The organism is Salisaeta longa DSM 21114 (assembly GCF_000419585.1).
GTDB classification, from domain to species: Bacteria; Bacteroidota; Rhodothermia; order Rhodothermales; family Salinibacteraceae; genus Salisaeta; species Salisaeta longa.
In genome coordinates this window covers 3044167-3065644 of sequence record NZ_ATTH01000001.1, presented here as the reverse complement: position 1 = coordinate 3065644, position 21478 = coordinate 3044167, and the positions used below count along the sequence as shown (strand labels likewise).

The window sequence follows — 21478 nt, the reverse complement described above, 5'->3', positions numbered from 1 at the left end:
TTTTCGACCGTGCACCGGTGCTTTATTGCCTGTTTAATAAGCAGCGCCCGGTTTTTTTGTTGCACGGCGTATCGGTTTTGTTGCCGAACGCACGTTCAAGCCGTGGGTATGAGGGTTCCCTTTTTACTTTTCGCGCTGCCTCGGGCCGCGGAGCTACCAGAACGTGCTTCAGCGGCTGCGCGCAGCGTTCGGTTCGACGTGCTTCTTTCATCCATCAACGGACTGCATGAGCGTATTTCTTACGATTGTACTGGACGGTGTAGGCATTGGCGCCCAACCCGACGCCGATGAGTACGGCGATGCCGGCAGCAACACGCTGGCGCACGTATGCGCCGAGCAGGAGCCCCATCTTCCGCATCTGACAGCCCTGGGCCTTGGGCGCATTGCCCCCCTTGCGGGCGTTCCGGCCGCCGAGCGCCCGCAGGCGCATGTTGGCCGCATGCGGGAAGTGTCGGCCGGGAAGGACAGCACCACCGGCCACTGGGAGCTGGCCGGCTTGCAACTCGACGCGCCCTTTCCTACGTACCCCGAGGGCTTTCCACCCGCCGTCATTGACGCCTTTACAGACGCCACGGGCTGCGATGGCGTGCTCGGGAATAAGGCGGCCTCGGGCACGGTCATCATTGAGGAGCTGGGGCCCGAGCACGCGGCCACCGGGCAGCCCATCGTGTACACTTCGGCCGATAGCGTCTTTCAGATCGCCGCGCACAAAGACGTGATCCCGCTGGATCGGCTGTACGAGCTGTGCCGGATCGCGCGCCGCGAGGTGTGCGTGGGGCCCCACGCCGTGGGCCGCGTCATTGCCCGCCCCTTCGTCGGTTCGCCCGGCAACTATGAGCGCATCTCGTCCGAGCGCCGCGACTTCGCCCGCCGCCCCGAGGACACCCCGCTGCACGAGCATCTGCAAGCGGCCGGCGTGCACACCGTTTCGATCGGGAAAATTGCCGACCTCTTCGCGCGCGAGGGCTTCGATGAAATGCTCAAAACCACGTCAAATGCGCACGGCATCGAGGTCATCACGAATTGCCTGCACGCCTATGCGGCAGACCCCGCGCCCACCTTCCTCTGGGCCAACCTCATCGACTTCGATCAGGCCTACGGCCACCGCAACGACCCGGCCGGGTTTGCCACCGCGCTGGAAGCGTTCGATGCGGCGCTGCCCGACATCATACGGGCGCTGCCGGAGTCCGGCGTGCTCGTCATCACGGCCGACCACGGCAACGACCCCACCACCGGCAGCACCGACCATAGCCGCGAGTTTGTGCCGCTGCTCGCTTACCATCACCGCATTGAAGGCAACGGCGCGGACCTGGGGCTTCGCGCCTCGTTCAACGATCACGCGGCAACCGTCGCCCGCTACTTCGACCTTCCCGCGGATGCTGTACCCGGCACGCCGTTCCTGCCTGTGTGACGCGCTACACACCGGCTGTATCGTTTCAAGGACAGCGCGGGCCGCGTGGTGAACGCAGCGGGCATGGCCTACTTCTTGCGCATCCTGTGAGCAAGCCCCGCCGTATCGCCACACCGGCACCGCGGGGGAGGGCATATGTCACGGGCTACTTTGGCAGAATTGATGCGCGCTATGCGGTGGGCATGTTGTCTGATGTTCTGGCTGAGCGCTACCCTGCCGCCCGGGCACGCGCAGTCTGCCGATGCCCCGCCGCCCTCCTTCGTGAACACCCTCACCGCGGCGCTCGCGCAAGAGAACATGGCGGCTGTGCTCAACCGGGCCGCCGATCGGGTAAACGTGAGCGTGAACGGATCGCACAGCGTCTACAGCCGGCAGCAAGCCACGCACGTCCTGCAGGCCTTTGTAGATCGTCACCCGGCGCAGCAGGTGGTCGTGCAAACGGTGCGCTGGATGGACGCCCGCGGCCTGCTCGTGGCCCGTTACGAGCGGCGGCGCGGCCCGCCGCTTACGTTCTACCTGCGCTTCCAGAAACGCGACCGCACCTGGCGCCTCGACGCGCTGCACGTCGTCCCGCCGCGCTGAGCGCGGAAAAGCGAGCGGAAGCGGCCGCACCCAGCGCCAGCATGTTCTGCCAAACAGCGCCTAAGCCGCCCGTGCCGCCGCCTCCGACGCGTTCTCTGTGGGCGGCGCGTGCGGACTCGCCCCGCGGTCTTCCAACCATTGCAAGAGCGCCGGCAGAAAGAGAACCGCAGCCAGCAGCGTGGCTCCAATGCCGGTAACGGCCAGCAACCCGATGGAGCGCAGCCCCGGGTGGAAGCTGAGGATGAGCCCGCCAAAGCCCATCATGGTTGTCAGCGAGCTCATGGTTACGTGCTCGCCGGTCGACCGAATCACGGCACGAATCGATCCCCAGCCCTCCTCATGGTATCGGTGCACCAGGTGCACGCCCGCGTCGTTGCCAATTCCTAGCACCGCCGGCAGCACGATCATGTTGTAGAAATTCAGCATCAGGCCAAACACCTCCATCGCCAGCGTCATCCAGAGGAGCCCAATCACCAGCGGCACGAGCGCCAGGCCCGCCCATTTCCACGATCGGAAGTTGAGCAGCATCAAGAGCGCTACCAGCCCGAAGGCCGCGGCCACCATCCACGGCGCTTCGTCTTGCAGCAGCATGAGCATGTTCGCAGCCACAATGGAGGTGGACGCTGCGTGATACGTGGCGCCGGCGTCGGTTGTGATGGTGCCTACGTCCTTGGCAAAGGCAATAGACTTTCGGCCGTCGGACAGGCCAACCGACGGGTAGATCATCACAAACGTGCCCACCGTGCCTTGCTTCGTGGTAAACTGCTTGCGCAGAAACGCGGGCAACTGATTCAACGCAATCGGTGCTTGCGTCTGCGCAGCGCGCCGCAACTTACGGATGGCCTCGCCCTCTTCGCCCTGCAGGTACTTGCTGTTGAGCAGGGCGCGAATGCTGTCGATGCGGGCCAGCTTGCGGGCCTGGGCCGCGTCGCTGATCGGGAAGCGCTCTTGCAGGCTCTCGACGGACAGGATGGTGGGCGAGGTGGTGTCGGCGCGCATCTTCTCGCGCACGGCCTCCACAATCTCCGGGACGGCCGCAGCGCTATCCGCCACAATGTACGCCGGGTTGCGCTTTCCGTCGTCCTTAAACGCCCGATCGATAGGCGCCGATCGCTTCTCGTACGCCGTGTACGTCGGCTCCAGCGCCCCAAAGTCGTACTGGAAGCCAAGCCGGGGCAGCAGCACGAGCGCCGCAACGACGGCCAGCAGGCTGCCCACCACCACGGGCCGTGCGGCCGGAAATCGTGTGGTGGTGTTCTTGTGGACGGCGCGCACAGCCTCCGTCTCCAGGTTCAGCAACCCGGTGCGCTCAAACAGCGCCAGGAGCGCCGGCATCACGAGCGTCATGGTGACCAGCGCGAACAGAATGCCCGCACTGGCGACGGCCCCAAACTGGCTAAACCCTTTGAAGTCGGCAAACGTGAGGACGAACAGCGCCGCCGCGGTCGTCAGCCCGCCCGTGACGATGGCCTGTCCGGTGGCCACGAAGGTCGTCTCGGCGGCATCCGTCACCGGAGCCCCTTCGGCCCGCTCCTCGGTGTAGCGCCCGTAGAAGTGAATCCCGAAGTCGATGCCCAGTCCAAACAACACCAGCCCAAGCGTAGACGTCATGAGGTTGAGCGTCTCGAACAAGGCGTACGCCACGCCGCCCGCCCACAGCAAGCTCATCAGCAGGGGCACCGCGATAACCAGCGCCATGATGGGCGCCCGAAAAAGCTCGCGCAGCAGCACCGAGGCAGTCCAGGTACGCCCCACCCGCGCCGTGTACGATTTGTACAGAAAGTACGACACGACAAACAGCAGCACGGCCAGCGCACCCAGCCCAAACGTACCGGTTACGTCGTTGATGATGGTGCGCACCTCCACCATCTGCCGCAGCATACGCCCGGCGGTGGTCACCTCCATTTGGGGATGATACGACGACGGCTCCATCTGAGCGATGAGGCTGTCGAGCGCGGTGTACAGCCGGTCGATGTATCCGATGTTGGTTTGCGAGCCGCTCGGGTAAAGGCGCAGCACCATCGTCGTGCTATCCTCCGACACCGGGTAGCGCGTGCCCACGAGGCGCTCGTACGACTGCAGCAGGGCCTCGCCCGTTGAATCGGCGGAGGCGTCGTCCTCTTCTACCGAAAAATAGAACGGGTTGGCCTCAAGCTTCGCCTGTTCGATCTGATCGCGCAGGTACTGCTCGGTCTCGTTCAGCTCCTGGTAGGACGCAAAGTACAGCGCATTGTCTTTCAGAAAGTCGACGTTGCGCGTGTACTCCACCCGCGTCAAGAACGGCCGCCCGTCGGGGCCTTTCAGGGCGAGCGCCTGCGGAATGAGATCCTCGGCGAACTGCTTGTTTGCCTGAAACGACGGACTACTGATGCCCACGGCGACGTCGCTCTCGCCGCCCACTGTGGCCCGCAGGGTGTCTAGCGCCTGCACGCTCGGGTAGCTATCGGGCAGCAGCTCGGCCAGGTCGGTGTTGATGCGCAAGTGGCGCGCGCCAAACTGGTAGCTGGCCGCCGTGAGAAGAAGCGCGGCGAGCACCACCCATCCGGCATGGCGAACGACGGCGCGAATGAGCGGGCGAAGCGACTGAAAGAGACGATCCATAGCACACAGGCAGTCCATAAAAACGAGGCAAACCACGCGCTACTACGCCGCACCGGCGCACGCGTTTGTCACATTCAGCCGGTGGAGGGCAACGATCTGGTGCGGGGGCACGTGGCCTCCGAATCCAGCGCGCGCCTCAAACGTGCTGCATATCCCAATCGTTTGGTTTGATGCCTGCTTCTCCTATGACCATTCTCCACACGGCCGACTGGCATTTGGGCGTGAAGACGTACGGCCGCCGCGACAGCGCGACGGGCCTCAACACGCGCCTGCTGGACACGCGGGCCGCGCTGGAGGCCACCGTGCAACACGCCATCGACGCGTCGGTCGACTGCTTCGTGTTTGCGGGGGATGCCTACCACACCGTCGACCCCACGCCCACGCAGCAAAAGATTCTGGCGGAGTGCCTGCAACCGCTCTCGGCGGCCGCCATCCCGATTGTGATGGTCATTGGCAACCACGACCATCCCGTGACCTTCGGGCGCGCCTCGTCGCTCGACATCTTCGAGCACATCGAGGGCCGCGTGCACTTCTACCGCACGCCCACGGAGGCCGTGCAGGTCATCGATACGCCCGGCGGCCCGCTGCAGGTCATTCCGCTGCCGTGGCCGGTGCGCAGCCGCATCCTCTCGCGCGAGCAGTACCGCGCCATGAGCGCCGATGACGTGCGCGCCTTCATCGAGGAGCAGTACGTGGCGTACGTGCAGCGCCGCGCCGCCGACATCCAAAACGAGGCCGAGGGCGTGCGCGCCGATGGCTCGCCGGTCGCGCTCTCGCCCACCCGCCCCACGATTCTTGTGGGCCACGTGACGGTGCAGGGCGCCACGATGGCCGGCTCCGAGCGCACCAGCCTGATTGCGCAAGAACCCAAGTTTGCCGTCAGCCAGCTGGCGGTGCCGCCCATCGACTACGTGGCGCTTGGGCACATCCACCATGCCCAAAACCGGAATGCGCACGGCACCGTGCCGGTGGTGTATAGCGGAAGCATTGAACGGGTGACGTTTAAAGAGCGCGACGACCCGAAGGGCTTCTACATGGTTGACCTGGCCCCCGGCCGTACCCCTGCGGCGACGTGCACGCATGTCGAAACCCCGGCCCGGCCGTTTGTGGCCCTCAGGGTGGATGCCACCGATACGCCCGACCCGACCGATGCCATCGTGCGCGCCATCGCGGCCCGCGACATTGCCGACGCCATTGTGCGCGTTCGGTACCGCGTCGACGAATCGCAGCTTACCGCCATCGATCATCAGCGGCTCCGGGAGGCCCTTGCCCCGGCCCATACCATCGCGGCCATCGAGCGGCAGGTAGAGGCCACCGAGCGCAAACGCCGAACCCACGTGAAGCGCGACGACGACCTCGCATCGGCCCTGCGCCAGTACATCCAACAGCACGATGAGCTCGCGCCCCTCGCCGACGAGCTCGTCGATGCGGCCCTCGACATTCAGGCCGAACACGAGCAGGCCCCCGAGCGCCAATCATCGACGCCCTAAATTGTAATATTTGTGCGACGCGCACGCGCCCCGAACCTGATGGGAAAGCTGCCGGTTGTAGCTTTTAACATGTCAGCATCTACCGCTGCACATTGCTTCAGGCACCGCGAGGTGCATCATCTACCGTTTACCCACAGATCAGACCAGTGAGCATCGAAGAGCACACCGTCGTCATTCCGCGCAAAGAAAATACGACGACCAGCAACGACCCCGTAGACGTAAGCGCCCTCGTGGAGGCGGCGCTCGACAAAATCGACGCCGACGAGCCCACCCGCGAAGCGGCCGAGGCCGCCCTCGAATACAGCGACGGCTGCGTGGTGCTGGCAAACTACCTCAACAGCCAGGCAAAACGCGTCGAGCGGATGGACTACCGGTTCAAAGTCCCACTGATCGTTATGGCCGCCGAAATGGCCCGCGAGGATGGCGGTGCCGAGTCGATTTATGACCCCGAGGAGGGCGCGCTCTACTTTGAGCTCAACACCGACGAAAACATGCAGTTTTCCTTCCACGTCTACAAAGACTGGACGGTGGACTGGGAAGCGGTGGCTGATGTCGTGGAGCACGGCTATCCGTGGAGCGGCGTGGAGAACCAGGTATGGGCGCTGGACTGGCTCATGGACTACCTGGAGGTGCCCACCGATGAGTACATGATTGACTCGTCGGATGAGGACGACGATGAGCACTACAGCCGCATCTAAACCGCGCTGGACGTGCCCGATCATGGAGCGTACGGCGCGTCGCACCTGGGCGCGCCGTACGCTGCTTGCGATCTTTCTTCCCCTTTTCTGTCGTTATGGCGACTACTGCCCCGGATTCTGTTGCATCCTACAGCGACGTGCGCGCTCGCATCGAGGCCCTTCTCGATGACTCCACCGACTGGATCGCCGCCATGGCTACGGTGGCGTGTGAGCTGCACCATGCCTTCGATCGCTTTCACTGGACGGGCTTCTATCGCAACGTGGGCCATGAACGGCTGCTCGTAGGCCCGTACCAGGGCGGCCACGGCTGCCTTGAGATCCCGTTCGACCGCGGGGTGTGCGGCGCGGCGGCTCGCACGCGGCGCACGCAACTTGTGCCCGATGTGACGGCCGTTCCGGACCACATCGCGTGCTCGTCGTCCACCCAGTCGGAACTGGTGGTGCCGGTGCTTACGCCAAACGACGAGTTGCTCGCGGTGCTCGACATCGACTCCGACGACCTCGCCGCGTTTGATACGGACGACCAAGAGGCGCTGGAAGACCTCTGCCGAATGCTGGGCGCCCGCTTTGCCGATACGCCGCAGCGTTAACTCCCTGCCGAAGGGGACATGCGGTGAAGACCGCTGCGCGCCAACGGCTCCCCCTTTCTGTCCTTTTTGCTTCATCACCTTACTGCTGCACGCATGCGCGATACGCTCGGTACACTTACGCATCTCCTCAACCGCCGCATCTTACTGCTCGATGGCGCCATGGGCACGATGATCCAGCGCCATGACCTGACCGAGGACGACTTCCGCGGCGAGCACTTTGCTTCTGTCGATGCCGACCTGAAGGGCAATAACGACGTGCTCTCCATCACGCGGCCCGACATCATCCGCGGCATTCACCGCGAGTACCTGCGGGCGGGCAGCGACATCATCGAGACGAACACATTCAGCAGCACCTCGGTGGCCCAGGCCGATTACAACCTGCAGGACGCGGCCTACGAGCTGAACGTGGCCAGCGCCCGCGTGGCCCGCGAGGCCGCCGACGCCTTTTCGACGGACGCGAAGCCACGCTTCGTTGCCGGCGCCATGGGGCCGACCAACAAAACCCTTTCGGTATCGCCCGACGTAAACGACCCCGGCTTTCGTGAAATTACGTTCGACGCGCTTGCCGACGCGTACTACGAACAGGCCGCCGGGCTCGCAGATGGCGGCGTCGACCTCTTTCTCGTCGAAACCGTCTTCGATACGCTCAACTGCAAGGCCGCGCTGATTGCGCTGCAACGTCTGTTTAACGAGCGATCGACGGTGTGGCCGGTCATGATCTCCGGCACCATCACGGACATGAGCGGGCGCACGCTCTCCGGCCAAACCCCGGAGGCCTTCTACACGAGCGTCGAACACATGCCGGGCCTCTTGAGCGTCGGGCTCAACTGCGCGCTCGGCTCAAAGCAGATGCGCCCGTTCATTGAGGAGCTCGCCGGCTGCGCCGAGACGTTCACGAGCCTCTACCCGAACGCCGGCCTTCCGAACGAATTTGGCGGATACGACGAGACGCCGGAGTTCATGGCGGAGCAGCTCGACGCGTACCTGTCGGAGGGCTGGACCAACATCATCGGCGGCTGTTGCGGCACGACGCCCGACCACATCGAAGCCTTCGCCGAAGTCGCCACCGAGCACGAACCACGCCCCCGCCCCGAGCCGGATGCTCGGCTGCGCCTTAGCGGGATGGAGCCGCTCGTCTGGCGCGACGACCTGAACTTCGTCAACATTGGCGAGCGGACGAACGTGATGGGCTCGGCGCGCTTCAAGCGGCTCATCAAAAACGACGACTACGAGACGGCCCTGAGCGTGGGGCGCCAGCAGGTGGAGAACGGCGCGCAGCTCATCGATGTGAACATGGACGAGGGCATGATTGACGGGCCCGAAGCCATGACGACGTTCCTAAACCTTGTGGCCGCCGAGCCCGACATTGCGCGCGTGCCCATCGTCATCGACTCGTCGAACTGGGACGTGATTGCGGCGGGGCTGAAGTGCGTGCAGGGCAAGCCCATCGTCAACTCCATCTCACTGAAAGAAGGCGAGGACGAGTTTCTTGCGCACGCCCGTCGCTGCCAGCAGTTTGGCGCGGCCGCCATTGTGATGGCTTTCGATGAGGACGGCCAGGCCGACACGTACGAGCGCAAGATTGAAATCTGTGAGCGGGCCTACCATCTGCTCGTCGACAGGGTCGGCTTCCCGCCGCAGGACATCATCTTCGACCCCAACATTTTCGCCGTGGCCACCGGCATTGAAGCGCACCGCGAGTATGCCCGCGACTTCTTGCGCGCCACGGAGTGGATCAAGAACAACCTGCCGCATGCCAAGGTGAGCGGCGGGCTGAGCAACATCAGCTTCTCGTTTCGCGGCAACAACCGCGTCCGCGAGGCCATGCACACCATTTTTCTGTACCACGCGATCAAGCGTGGAATGGACATGGCCATCGTCAACGCCGGACAGATTGAGGTGTACGACGCGATCGACGACGAGCTGCGCGAGCGGATTGAGGACGTCTACTTCAATCGCCGCGACGATGCCACCGAGCGGCTCGTGGACCTAGCCGAAGAAATTGCCGCGCAGGACGATGACCGCGACGTTGAAGAAGAGACCGCCGCGTGGCGCGACGCGCCCGTCGAGGATCGGATTGAGCACGCGCTTGTGAAAGGCATCATTGAGCACATCGTTGACGACGCCGAGGAGGCCCGGCAGAAGTACCCGTCGCCCCTCGAAGTCATCGAAGGGCCGCTCATGGACGGAATGGATGTGGTGGGCGACCTGTTTGGCGATGGCAAGATGTTTCTGCCGCAGGTTGTAAAGAGCGCACGGGTAATGAAGAAGGCGGTGGGCTACCTGCAGCCGTACATCGAAGAGGCCAACGCCGCCGAAGACGCCCGCCGCGCAGCCGCCGGTGAAGATCCGCGCGAGGATACCGACAATGCCAAGGTGCTGCTTGCCACCGTGAAGGGCGACGTGCACGACATCGGCAAGAACATCGTAGGCGTGGTGCTGCAGTGCAACGGCTATGAGGTTGTAGACCTTGGCGTGATGGTGCCCGCGCAGAAAATTCTGGAGGAAGCGCGGAAGCACGATGTCGACATCATCGGCCTCTCGGGGCTCATCACGCCGTCGCTCGACGAGATGGTACACGTGGCGAAAGAGATGGAGCGTGAGGGCTTCGACATCCCGCTGCTCATTGGCGGGGCGACAACCTCCGAGATCCACACGGCCGTCAAGATTGCGCAGCACTACAGCGGCCCCGTCGTGCACGTGCTCGATGCGTCGCGAAGCGTGAACGTGGCCGGCAACCTCGTGGCCGAAAACCTGCGCGACACCTTCCTGCGTGAGGTCGATGAACGGTACGAAACGCTGCGCGAGCGGCACAACCGGGGCGGACGACGAAAGACGTTCCTGCCCATCGAGGAAGCGCGCGCCAACCGGTTCACATCCGACTGGAACGACGTGCCCATCACCACGCCCAACAAGCTGGGTACAACGGTTTTTCCGAAAGTGCCCATCGATACGCTGCGCGATTACATCGACTGGACGCCGTTCTTTATCGCGTGGGACCTCAGCGGGAAGTACCCACGCATCTTTGAGGACGAGGAGAAGGGGGCAGAGGCGCGCAAGCTCTACGAGGACGCGAATGCCATGCTGGACGACCTCGCCCGGCGGCGAGCGCTTACGTGCAACGGCATCATCGGCCTCTTCCCGGCGAATGCCGTGGGAGACGACATTGAAGTGTACACCGATGACACGCGCACGGACGTCGCAACCACGCTGCACACGCTCCGCCAACAGACCGAAAAAACGGGCGACCGCCCCAACCGCGCCCTGGCCGATTTCGTCGCGCCGAAAGCCTCCGGCGTGGCCGACTACATCGGGGCGTTCGCCGTCACCGGCGGCCTCGGGGCCGACGAGATTGTCGCCAAGCACAAGGCAGCCGGCGACGACTACAACGCCATCATGATGCAAGCCCTGTCCGACCGGCTAGCGGAGGCATTTGCCGAGTACCTGCACGAGCAAGTGCGCGTCGACTACTGGGGCTACGCGCCGGACGAGGACTTCGACAACGAGGCGCTCGTTCGTGAAAAGTACCGCGGCATCCGTCCGGCCCCCGGCTACCCGGCGTGCCCCGATCACACGGAAAAGCCGCTGCTGTGGGACCTCTTGGGCGTGGAGAAGCACACGGGCATCCGCCTCACCGAAAACCTGGCGATGCACCCGGGGGCGTCGGTCTGCGGGATCTACTTCGCGCACCCGGAGGCGAGCTATTACAACGCCGGCACCTTTCAGCGCGACCAGATCGAAGACTACGCCGAACGCAAAAACATGCCCGTCGCGGAGGTTGAGCGCTGGCTGGCCGACCGGCTGGCGTACGAGCCGAAGGAGCAACCGGAACCTGTAGTAGAGCGGGCCGCGTAGCCGATCAAAAAGCGTACGCTGGTGCCCGCCTCTCGCCCGAGACTCAGCGGTAACCAGGCACCGTCTAGATAGGCCCCGTCGCTGGCATCAAGGCGAAAGCCTGTAAAGCGGGGAGTGGCCGTAGCGGTTACGAGTGCGTGCTGCGCGCGATCTGCGGCGGCGCGGGGCTTTAGGCAGCTGCAGCAGACAGCACTGCAACATCCCAGCCGCACCGGCTCCTCCACCCAGCGCGGCCCGCGAAGGGTTTTGAGGGAGCGTCTAATTTCGGTTCCATGTCGGAAGCGGATCCGCACTCGGATACATGCGGAAACGAAGCGTTGAGGAAACATGACGCTCATCCTACCATCCGGCGCTCCGCTTCGAAGGTGCTACGCCATACGCACCGGCCCGAACAAAACCCCAGACGGGTCTGTACCTGTGCCCATGCGCTTTAATTTAGCGTAGGCTAAAGCATCGCGCTGTGTTGCCCAAGCAACCCAACGGCGCCGCCTGCGCATTGTCCTCCGGCAACTAAAGTCTAAATCGTGTCTATGTCTTTTTTGCGTCGATGGTGCACGGCGAGCGCCCTCGTCCTGCTACTAACCGGATGCGCGCAGCCCGCGTCTGAGCAGGGGCCCGCCGACTTCTCCGAGCGCAAAATGCAGGTGGTGGCGACGACCAACATCATTGGCGACCTCGTCCGGCAGATCGCCGGCGACCGCGTGGAGCTCACCACGCTGATGGGGCCAGGCGTCGACCCTCATCTCTACAAAGCCAGCGAGGGCGACGTCCAACGCATGGCCCAGGCCGACGTGGTGCTCTACAACGGGCTCGACCTCGAAGGCAAGATGACGGAGGTCTTCGCGCAGATGCAGCAGCGCGGCCTCACAACCTCCGCGATTGCCGATGACGCCGTGCCGGAGTCGCTGCGCATCGGATCCGAAGAGTATGTTGGCAATCATGATCCGCATGTGTGGTTTGACGTAGAGCTCTGGGCGCGTGCGGCGCGGCATGTAGGCGCGGTGCTGGCCGCGAAAGATACCGCCCGCGCCGCGGCCTACCGCGCCCGCGCTGCAGCGTATGCCCAGCGCCTCGACAGCCTCGACCAGTACGTGACCCGGCAGGTGCAGCACATTCCCTCCGAGCGCCGCGTCCTCATCACCTCGCACGATGCCTTTAGCTACCTTGGGCGCGCGTACGACATCGAAGTCCGCGGCTTGCAGGGCATCTCCACAGCCACCGAGGCCGGCGCCGCCGACGTGCAGGCCCTCGCCCAGTTTGTTGCGGAGCGCAGGATCCCCGCGATTTTTGTGGAGACCTCCGTCTCGCCGCGCGGCATCCAGGCCGTGCAGGAAGCGGTGGCGGCCAAAGGCTTTCAGGTAGAGGTGGGCGGCACGCTCTACGGCGATGCGCTGGGCAACCGCGGGACGCCCGAAGGTACCTACATCGGCGCGGTGCGGCACAACATCGACACGATCGTCAGCGGCCTGCTGGCGACGCCCGCCCCCTCCGCTGCGGCCCCTCATGCATCGACCCCGACGCACCTATGAGCGAGCGCACCGAACCCGCCCTCGCCGTCCGTGACCTCACCGTGGCCTACCGCGAGGATCCTGTGCTGTGGGATATTGACCTGGACGTGCCTGCCAGCACGCTGATGGGCATCGTGGGCCCCAACGGCGCCGGGAAGACCACACTCATCCAGACGATCCTTGGTCTCGTGGAGCCCGCGGCCGGGCAGGTGCGCATCTTCGGCGCTCCATACGCCACGCAGCGCGACCGCGTGGGCTACGTCCCGCAGCGTGGCAGCGTGGATTGGGACTTCCCCACGCACGCCCTCGACGTCGTGATGATGGGCCTCTACGGTCGGCTCGGGTGGTTCCGCCGGCCCGGCAGCAAGGAACGCGAGCAGGCCCGCGCTGCGCTCGACAAAGTGGGGATGCTCGACTACGCCGACCGGCAGATCAGTCAGCTGTCCGGCGGGCAGCAGCAGCGCGTCTTCCTCGCCCGCGCCCTCGTTCAGGATGCCGATCTCTACTTCATGGACGAGCCCCTGCAGGGCGTCGATGCTACCACCGAGCGCGCCATCATCGACCTGCTCCGCGAACTCCGCGAGCGCGGCTGCACCGTCATCGTCGTCCACCACGACCTGCAAACGGTGGCGGAGTACTTCGATCACGTGATGCTGCTGAACGTGCGGCGTATTGCCAGCGGGCCGGTCGAGGACGTCTTCACCGAAGACAACCTGCGCCTCACCTACGGCGGACGCGTCGGCTTCCTGCGCCAGCAGCAGGGCGAAGTCGCCTCCGATCCGTCTTCCGAGGCCGCGGCGTGACGCGGGCCGCTGGGGTGACGAATTCCGATAGCCGAGCGTGTTCGAACCCTCGGCGGTACAGAAACCATCGCAGATAAATGCTCGACCTTCTCCACGAACTGCTGTTCAACTACACGCTGCGCACCGTGGCGCTCGGCGCGGCCACGCTCGGCATCGTGGGGGGCGGGCTGGGCACGTACGCCGTGCTGCGCGGGCAGAGCTTGCTGGGCGATGCTATCTCCCACGCCGCGCTGCCCGGTATCGCGCTCGCCTTTCTACTGACGGGAAGCAAGGCGCCCATCGTGTTGATGCTGGGCGCCGGTGCGGCGGGCGTCATCGCCACGCTTGCCATCCTCGGCGTTACCGAGACAACGCGTGTGAAGTACGACAGCGCGCTCGCCCTCATGCTGGCCGTCTTTTTTGGTTTTGGGCTCGTGCTGCTCACCTACATCCAGCGGCACGCGGGCGCCAGCCAGGCCGGGCTGGATGCCTTTTTGTTCGGCCAGGCCGCTGCCCTCATCGAACGCGATGTCGTCACGATGGCCCTGCTCGGCGGCACAGCGCTGCTCGTCATGGGCCTGTTCTGGAAGGAGTTCAAGCTACTGGCCTTCGACCGCGCCTTTGGGGCGAGCCTCGGCCTCCCGATGCGCACGCTCGACATCTTGCTCACCACGCTGCTCGTCATCGCCATTGTCATTGGATTGCAGACGGTGGGCGTGGTGCTAATGAGCGCTGTTATCATCGCCCCAGCGGCCGCCGCCCGGCAGTGGACCGACCGCCTTGGCGTGATGACGGGCCTAGCCGCAACGTTCGGTGCGGTAAGCGGCGTGGGTGGGGCCGTGGCAAGCGCATCCATCCCAAACCTGCCGACCGGTCCCACCATCGTGCTGTGGATGGGTATTCTTGTGACCGTGTCGCTCCTGGGCGCACCGAACCGGGGCTTGCTGTGGCAGTGGTGGCGCGACCGGCGGAACGCGCGCCGCCTCCGCCGTGAAACGGTATTGCTCGACCTCTACGCCCTCGCCCTGAAACACGACGACCCGACGTATGCCCATGCGGAATCCGTCCTCGATGCCATGAACGCTTGGGCGGGCCGCACCCATCGCGCGCTTGCGCAACTGGAGCAAGAAGGCTTCGTGGCGCGGGAAAACGCCCAACGCTGGCGCCTCACCGACGCGGGCGCCCGCCACGCCCGCACCCTCGCTGAAGAACGGCGCCTGTCCACATAAACGGCACCCGCCGACTGCTGTGATCGTTGGACGGCTCGTGTTTTGCTCTCTCGTACACCAAACCGTCTCTACACCCACCAACGCAAAACACGCAAGGCATGACCGCCCTCCAGCTCGAAATCCAACTGGTCGCCATTGTGGTGGCTGTGGCCTGCGCGTTGCCTGGCGTGTTTCTCATCCTGCGCCGCATGGCCATGATGAGCGACGCCATCAGCCACGCCATCCTGCCGGGGATTGTGGTGGGCTTCTTCATCACCGAAAGCCTCGGCTCGCCGTTGCTGATCGTGGCCGCGGGGCTCACCGGGCTGCTCACCGTGGCGCTCGTTGAGCTCATCGAGCGCACCAAGCTCGTCAAGGAGGATGCCGCGATCGGGATCGTCTTCCCCGTGCTGTTCAGCATTGGCGTCATCCTCATCGCGCGCTACGCCGGCGACGTGCACCTCGACACCGATGCTGTGCTGCTCGGCGAACTGGCCTTTGCGCCGTTCGACCGGTTCACGGCCTTCGGGCTCGATCTTGGCCCGCGTGCGCTGTGGGTGATGGGCGCCGCGCTGGGGCTCAATGCGCTGTTCCTCCTGCTCTTCTACAAGGAGCTCAAGCTGGCCACCTTCGATGCTGGGCTCGCCGCTACGCTTGGCTTCCTGCCTGGCCTGCTGCACTACGCGCTGATGGGCCTCGTCTCGCTCACTGCTGTGAGCGCCTTCGACGCTGTCGGCTCCATCCTCGTCGTCGCTCTCATGGTGGGGCCACCTGCCACCGCCTACCTGCTTACGGATCGCCTGAACTGGATGATTGGGATCAGCGCGGGCGTGGGCGCCCTCGGGGCCGTCGGCGGCTACTGGTTGGCGCACGCGCTAGACGCGTCAATCGCCGGCGCGATGGCGACGGCCACCGGGCTCATCTTCGGGGCGGCGGTGCTCTTCGCACCGGGGCGGGGGGTCGTCGCGCGGGTCCGCCTGCGTAATCGGCAGACGTGGCGCTTTGCTGAGCAGATGCTGACGATCCACCTCCTCCAGCACGAGAATACCCCCCAGGCGCAGCGCGAGTGCCGCGTCGCACACCTGCAGGAGCACTTGAACTGGGACGCGCCCTTCGCTGAGAAGGTGGTGAATCGCGGGACGCGGCGGGGGACGGTGGAGCGGCGCGGCCCGTACCTCGCGCTCACCGACGACGGGCGCGCGCTCGCCCAGGATGCGCTGGAGCGAACGTGAGGCGGCACCACACAAACGTTAGGAACCTGTTTCCATTCATGCCTGCGCAAGCATTTCTTCCAGTCAACGGGGAAACATCCGGCCGGGAACGCTGCGTCATGGACGGCCCAGCCTTACAGATCGGTAATCAGCTGCGCATTCGGTAGCCCGTCGAAGGGAACGTGTCTCCACGTCCGTGATCGAAAGCCGAAGTAGCAACGAATCTGAGCCGCCGCGCATTCGCGACAGCGGCTGCGCCCTCTATTCTACAGCATGCCTTGCTTGAGCTCCTGCTCGCGCACCTGCACCACCTCGGTCACTTCTTCCGTATCGAGCGTCCCCTTGCTGAGCTCATCGACGAGCGACACGATCTGTTCGTCTTTGTTGGGCGCCTGGCGCCACTCGGGATGCGCCTGGTCCACGAGGCTCACAAGAATACGAAGGTAGGGATAGCGCTCACGCGGCGTGTCAATGTCCGCAATGGCTTCCGCAAACAATTCGGCGTTGCGGCCGACCTGGCGGTCAACCATTTCGTTGGCGTAGGGCATAGTAGCAGATCAAAAAAGCAAGACAGGGTATCGGATCGGACGCTTACGCAACGCACCGCCTGGCAAATGGTTGCCCCTCGCCACGCAACTCCTTACAGCACGCATCGTACGTGCATTGAACACTCCAAGCAGCATAGGCTCATGAACTCGCAGCAATCATCTTCCGCAACGGCCTACCGACTGGAGCTGCTGCGTCCGGTGCCCGCGTTTCACCGGGCGGCCCGGCACGACAAGCAGTTGCGCAAGGGGCAGCTGGTGTACTACGGCCCGCACCCCACGTACTACGGCATTGGCGAAGTCAAGCGCGTCAACGGATCCAACATTGCCGTTGATTTTCGCGGCACAGGAACGTTTGGCGTGCACGAGGAGATCATGGACCAGCGTTACCTGATTCGGATTCCGCAGGACAAGCTGTCGAAGCTATAGCCGCGCGGCGCCGTTAGGCAGCGGTTCGGTGGAAGTGTGCGCCCCACCAGCCATCGCGCGTTGCCTCCTCCGCAAGCTCCCATCCGGTGTCCGCAGCGGCCGCGAGCATACGCGGGCGGTCGGCGGTAAGCACGCCCGCTAGCAGCATCACCGCCCCCGGCGCGGTGCGCGCGCTGAATGCCGGCAGGAGTGCCAAGAGCACATCCCGCGTGATGTTCGCACACACCACGTCGGCCGGGTGCGCAGGCACATCCCCAATGGCCCCCTGATAAAGGTGCACGCGGTCAGCCACACGATTGGCGGCCACGTTCTCGCGCGCGTTGGCGATGGCCCAGGCGTCGGTATCGAACGCCTGCACCGTGCGCGCCCCCCGCAGCGCCGCGGCAATACCCAGCACGCCCGTCCCGGTGCCCGCATCCAGCACGCGCGCATCCGTCAGATCCAATGGCGCCATGAGCTGAAGCACCAGCTGTGTGGTGGCGTGCGCGCCGGTGCCAAAGCTCATCTTCGGATCGATGCGCACCAGGGTTTGCGCGTCGGTTGGGTGCACGTCGGCCCCGTGGGGGGCAATCAGAAACGGACCCACGGTGCGCGGCGCATGGGTAGCCTCCCACGTTGCGTTCCAGTTTTGGGGCGGCACCTCGGTTTCCTGCCACGTCGCCGTTGCCCCGTGCGCGCGCAGCCACGTACGAAGCCCGCGGCGCAGGGCCTCATTCCACCGGGGCGCCGGGATGTACGCGTGCAGCTCGTCGCCCATCGACTGAAACCCGAGGGCCACGGATTCCAGTTGCCCGACGGCAGCATCGTGCACAACCGCCGGCAGGTTCAGGGTGAGATGGATCGTGGGCGGCGTATCAGGCATGCGAGGTCGTGGATTGGATGGTGCATAAAGCGCGGAGGCGTGAGACGGTACGCGTAAACTTTGCGGCGATCGCCCCCGCGACGCCCGCGTGGGCCTCGGGCGCGAACCACGCTTCGGGCGGCTGCGGCGCCGAGAAAAACAGCGCCGGCGCTTCGGGGCGGGTGTACAGGTCGTCTACGATGCGCAACAAGCGAAGCGCCGCATCGGTCGACGGGATGGAAATGTTGGCCAGGTAGAGGCGTTCAGCGGCCAGCCAGCGCTGCATGAGCGCTTCGTGCGCGGTATGCGTCGCCGCCTGCTGCATCTCCGCAAACGTCAGAAAGTGGCCGCCGTACGCGTGGTAGTGCGCCTCGAGCTGCTGATCGGCCGCCGGGCCAATCCACCCAATCCCCGACCGCTCCACGGCCGCGCCCGTCCGGTAGTCGTCGCCCAGCACCGGCACCACCACGTACTGCGAAGCAAACGTTTCCTGCAGAAAGCGCTGAAACCGGCCCGGCCCCACCTTGTGTGCCAAAAAATTATCGGGGGATACGTTGCTGGTGGCCACGAGCGTGACGCGCTGCGCCGCCAGCGTACGAAGCACGTGGGCGACCCGCGCTTCGTTGGCCGGACCGTCGATCTCCAGCTCGTCGAGACAGCACACGCGGTACGATGCCGCCAACCGCTTCGCAAACGCGACCGGCGGCTCGGTGAGCTGAAAGAGCCGGCGGCTGTGCAGGTAGGCGCAGGGCACCTGCGGATGCAACGCCTGGTAGAGCGCGGCCATCAAGTGCGTTTTGCCCGTCCCCACCGGCCCCACCAAATACAGCCCTGCCGGCGGCGCGGAGACGCCGGGCATCCACTGGGGCAGGCGATGCCGCCAGGACGCATAGTGCGCCGCGAGCGCGTCCGCAAATCCCTCCACACGCGCGAGGGCCGCGGCTTGGTGGGGCGATGACGGCTGATACGTGGCAAACGTAGCGTCCGAAAAGCGATCAGGAGGCGTCATCGACAAAACAAACAAATGCGTGGAAAACACGTCGCGCGGCCTAGCGTTGGCATCCGATTCTGGAACACCTAATTTGCCGCAATGATTAAACTCAACGGAGAAGTCACCCGCTGATCATTTAATTGAGGCTCTACGCCTTCGCGTAGATTGCTTATGGACCGTACGGACTTGACGCGCATCGACGACTACACGTGGGAATTGCCCACGTCATTTCACGAAGCGATGCGGGTGCCCGTCCGAATCCTTGCGAACGAGGATCTGATCGATGAGATTCTTGAACGCCCCGCCCTGGAGCAAGCCGTGCGGACGGCGATGCTGCCCGGTCTCGTCGGTTCCCTCATCGTGATGCCCGACGTACACAGCGGTCAGGGCGCCCCGATGGGCATTGTCGCCGCCTCGAAGTATCCGGCCGGGGCCATCGCGCCCGGGGCCATTGGGCACGACATCAACTCGGGCGTACGGCTGTTGGGGTCGCGGGTGCGCGCTTCTGAGATCGACGAACTGATCGACCCGCTCGCCAATGCCCTCTACGAACGGATTCCGTGCGGCGCCGATGCGCAGAGCGATATGAGCCTGACGTCGAGTGAGATTGACCACGTCGCACAGTCCGGCGCGCAGTGGGCCCTGCGCCGCGACATGGCCCACCAGGACGACCTGGTACGCGCCGAGGAGGGCGGGCGCCTCAACGATGCCGATCCGGCCAAGGTGAGCGCGGCGGCCCGCAAGTTGGGCGCAAAGCAACTGGGCACGCTCGGCGGCGGCCAGCACTTCATTGAGGTGAGCGTGGTTGAGGAGGTATACAACCGCGCGGCCGCGATTACCATGGGGCTGCGCAAAAAACGCCTCGCGGTGCAAATCCACTGCGGCTCTCGGGACTATGGCCGCCAGGTATGTGCCGACTACATCACGAAGTTTCAGGAGGCTGCGCCGAAGTACGACATTGATCCGCCGCACCCGGACCTAGCCTGCGTGCCCCTTGATGCCTCGGAAGCCAGCGACTACATGGGCGCGATGCGAGCCGCTGCCAACTATGCGTACGCCAACCGTCAGGTGCTTGCCCACCGGGTGCGCGAGGTTTTCGATGACGTCTTGGACGGCGTGGGCGACCAGTTTAAGACGGTGTACGACGTGGCACACAACCTCGGGCAGGTAGAGATGCACGATGTGGATGGCAAGCACATGCGCTGCTATGTCCACCGCAAGGGAGCCGCTCGCGCCTTTGGCCCCGGTACGCCCGGCATTTCGCTGCCGTACCGCGCCCTCGGACAGCCCGTGCTGGTGCCCGGCAGCATGGGCGGCCCCTCCTGGGTTATGCTTGCCACCCGCGAAGGCATGGCCAAGAGCTTTGGCTCGGCCTGTCACGGGGCCGGACGAACCATGAGCCGCCACGAGGCCAGCTATCACAGCGAAGTGCCCGTGAGCGAAAACGTGGAAGTGCGCGGCGAGAATGTGACCGCAGGTGGCGGCGTACAACTGAAGGAAACTGTAGACGCGGTGGTCGACACGGCCGCAGGCGCCAAGCTTGCCAGCCGCGTTGCGCGCCTCAAGCCCCTGGTTGTCATTCACGGCTAAGCGCACCACCCCATCCTTCGCGGCCCACTCAAGCCCCACCGCTGACGACCCATCCGGGGCTCCGTTGGGCCCGCGCCGGCTGCTAGACCCGATGATTACGTTTGTGTAGCGCCTGTGACGTGCGCATGACGGGTGCCGTGCGGTTGTTTCATAACCTTTACAGCCCATGCGGCGAAGCGGGGCACTTACAACCCTAGCGTGGGTTGGGAGACAACGACACTCACTTTTTCTGCACGGCCGCCCGCAAGGTGCATATCCCGATGAGAGATGCTCAATCTGTAAACGCACCCTCCCTGCTTGTCGTAGAAGACGATAGCGAACTCAGCACGAGCCTGATGCTCTACCTAGAGTCTGAAGGTTACGATGTGGAGCTCGCGACGGACGGTACGTCGGGGCTGGAAGAAGCCACCCGCCTGCCCGGCTACGACCTGATTGTCCTCGACGCCCGCCTGCCCGACCGCAGCGGCTTTCAGATCTTACGGCAAGCCCGTGCCGAAGGTGTGCGCACCCCGGTTCTTATGCTTACCGGTTTGGGCGATCACGAGCATCGGATGCGCGGTTTTGAGATGGGGGCCGACGATTACCTGACAAAACCGTTTGCCACCGAGGAGCTGCTTGCCCGCATCGAGGCCCTCTTGCGGCGCGAGGCGCAAGCCATCCCGGAAGATGGCGTCTTTAACGTAGGCGGCCTCACCATCGACCTGGCCCAACAGACCGTTACGCGCGACGGCGAACCGGTGCAGCTGACAGATCTGGAGTACGCGCTGCTGGAATACCTGCTGCGGCGTCGCGGGCGCACGGCCACGCGCGAGCAAATCCTTCGTGATGTGTGGGACCTGCCCGCCGAAGTGGAAACGCGCACCATCGACCGCCACGTGAACGCCCTCCGCGACGTGATGGACGGCACAGACGAGCAGTCCTGGGCCATTCAGAGCGTGTACGGCATCGGCTACAAGCTCGTCGGCGCCGACCCTGTGCAATCGGCCGCAAACGCGTAGCGCAACGCTGACGGATGCGCCCTGCGCAGATGGCTGCTCGGCTGGCCCCTCTGCGCTTACGGACCCGACGGACTGAGCGCAAGAAACTGTGCGTGAGGCCTGCCGTGCAAGCCGGTAGACCTTTGACCGTCCATCCCTCCAGCCGTTT

17 protein-coding genes are annotated in these 21478 nt (G+C 64.7%); 13 read left to right on the top strand and 4 right to left on the bottom strand.

Annotated elements, in window-relative coordinates:
- Window positions 1-226 precede the first annotated feature (226 nt).
- Entirely contained in the window at window positions 227-1411 is a 1185-nt protein-coding gene (locus tag SALLO_RS0112800; RefSeq protein WP_022836705.1) for a phosphopentomutase, read from the top strand.
- Between the two features lie 192 nt (window positions 1412-1603).
- The gene (locus SALLO_RS0112795; RefSeq protein ID WP_022836704.1) at window positions 1604-1993 is read left to right on the top strand and encodes a DUF4783 domain-containing protein; all 390 of its coding nucleotides are present in this window, start codon (window positions 1604-1606) and stop codon (window positions 1991-1993) included.
- Window positions 1994-2053: 60 nt separating this feature from the next.
- Here SALLO_RS0112795 and SALLO_RS17125 read toward each other — a convergent pair whose 3' ends face one another.
- Complete coding sequence (locus tag SALLO_RS17125; RefSeq protein WP_022836703.1) at window positions 2054-4594, bottom strand: efflux RND transporter permease subunit; 2541 nt, start codon at window positions 4592-4594, stop codon at window positions 2054-2056.
- A gap of 170 nt (window positions 4595-4764) precedes the next feature.
- On the opposite strand from SALLO_RS17125, the gene SALLO_RS0112785 reads away from it, so the two are divergent.
- The 8 genes from SALLO_RS0112785 (at window position 4765) to SALLO_RS0112750 (ending at window position 15957) form a co-directional block, all read left to right on the top strand.
- Window positions 4765-6084 carry a metallophosphoesterase family protein gene (locus tag SALLO_RS0112785; RefSeq protein ID WP_228702815.1) on the top strand — a complete coding sequence of 440 codons (1320 nt, stop codon included), beginning with the start codon at window positions 4765-4767 and terminating at the stop codon, window positions 6082-6084.
- A 146-nt stretch (window positions 6085-6230) separates the two neighbouring features.
- Window positions 6231-6782, top strand: coding sequence for a hypothetical protein (locus tag SALLO_RS17120; protein ID WP_051141386.1), 552 nt, complete (start codon window positions 6231-6233; stop codon window positions 6780-6782).
- 95 nt (window positions 6783-6877) lie between these two features.
- The gene (locus SALLO_RS0112775) at window positions 6878-7372 is read left to right on the top strand and encodes a GAF domain-containing protein (RefSeq protein ID WP_022836700.1); all 495 of its coding nucleotides are present in this window, start codon (window positions 6878-6880) and stop codon (window positions 7370-7372) included.
- Between the two features lie 93 nt (window positions 7373-7465).
- The gene (gene metH, locus SALLO_RS0112770) at window positions 7466-11227 is read left to right on the top strand and encodes a methionine synthase (RefSeq protein ID WP_022836699.1); all 3762 of its coding nucleotides are present in this window, start codon (window positions 7466-7468) and stop codon (window positions 11225-11227) included.
- A gap of 530 nt (window positions 11228-11757) precedes the next feature.
- A complete protein-coding gene (locus tag SALLO_RS17115; RefSeq protein WP_022836698.1) occupies window positions 11758-12756 on the top strand; it encodes a metal ABC transporter solute-binding protein, Zn/Mn family in 999 nt (332 codons plus the stop codon).
- Window positions 12753-13538: a metal ABC transporter ATP-binding protein gene (locus SALLO_RS17110; RefSeq protein ID WP_022836697.1), complete on the top strand. Its 786-nt coding sequence runs from the start codon at window positions 12753-12755 to the stop codon at window positions 13536-13538. The genes SALLO_RS17115 and SALLO_RS17110 overlap by 4 nt, the downstream gene beginning before the upstream one ends.
- Before the next feature lie 77 nt (window positions 13539-13615).
- Window positions 13616-14746 carry a metal ABC transporter permease gene (locus tag SALLO_RS0112755; protein ID WP_022836696.1) on the top strand — a complete coding sequence of 377 codons (1131 nt, stop codon included), beginning with the start codon at window positions 13616-13618 and terminating at the stop codon, window positions 14744-14746.
- Between the two features lie 98 nt (window positions 14747-14844).
- Window positions 14845-15957 (top strand): metal ABC transporter permease, encoded by a 1113-nt coding sequence (locus SALLO_RS0112750; RefSeq protein WP_022836695.1) that lies wholly within the window; start codon window positions 14845-14847, stop codon window positions 15955-15957.
- Between the two features lie 245 nt (window positions 15958-16202).
- Here the strand turns inward: SALLO_RS0112750 and SALLO_RS0112745 are convergent, their stop codons facing one another.
- Window positions 16203-16484: a hypothetical protein gene (locus SALLO_RS0112745; protein WP_022836694.1), complete on the bottom strand. Its 282-nt coding sequence runs from the start codon at window positions 16482-16484 to the stop codon at window positions 16203-16205.
- Between the two features lie 141 nt (window positions 16485-16625).
- Between SALLO_RS0112745 and SALLO_RS0112740 the strand changes: the two genes are divergently transcribed.
- Window positions 16626-16910 carry a hypothetical protein gene (locus tag SALLO_RS0112740; RefSeq protein ID WP_022836693.1) on the top strand — a complete coding sequence of 95 codons (285 nt, stop codon included), beginning with the start codon at window positions 16626-16628 and terminating at the stop codon, window positions 16908-16910.
- A gap of 13 nt (window positions 16911-16923) precedes the next feature.
- On the opposite strand, the gene prmA is transcribed toward SALLO_RS0112740, so the two are convergent.
- Both prmA and zapE read right to left on the bottom strand, forming a co-directional pair.
- On the bottom strand, window positions 16924-17772 hold the full coding sequence (gene prmA, locus SALLO_RS0112735; protein WP_022836692.1) for a 50S ribosomal protein L11 methyltransferase: 849 nt from the start codon (window positions 17770-17772) through the stop codon (window positions 16924-16926).
- Window positions 17765-18760 carry an AFG1/ZapE family ATPase gene (gene zapE, locus SALLO_RS0112730; protein ID WP_228702814.1) on the bottom strand — a complete coding sequence of 332 codons (996 nt, stop codon included), beginning with the start codon at window positions 18758-18760 and terminating at the stop codon, window positions 17765-17767. Before zapE ends, prmA begins: the two co-directional genes overlap by 8 nt.
- Window positions 18761-18913: 153 nt before the next feature.
- Between zapE and SALLO_RS0112725 the strand changes: the two genes are divergently transcribed.
- Together SALLO_RS0112725 and SALLO_RS0112720 are read left to right on the top strand one after the other, a co-directional pair.
- A complete protein-coding gene (locus SALLO_RS0112725) occupies window positions 18914-20332 on the top strand; it encodes an RtcB family protein (RefSeq protein ID WP_022836690.1) in 1419 nt (472 codons plus the stop codon).
- Between the two features lie 260 nt (window positions 20333-20592).
- On the top strand, window positions 20593-21330 hold the full coding sequence (locus SALLO_RS0112720; protein WP_022836689.1) for a response regulator transcription factor: 738 nt from the start codon (window positions 20593-20595) through the stop codon (window positions 21328-21330).
- Window positions 21331-21478: the final 148 nt, after the last annotated feature.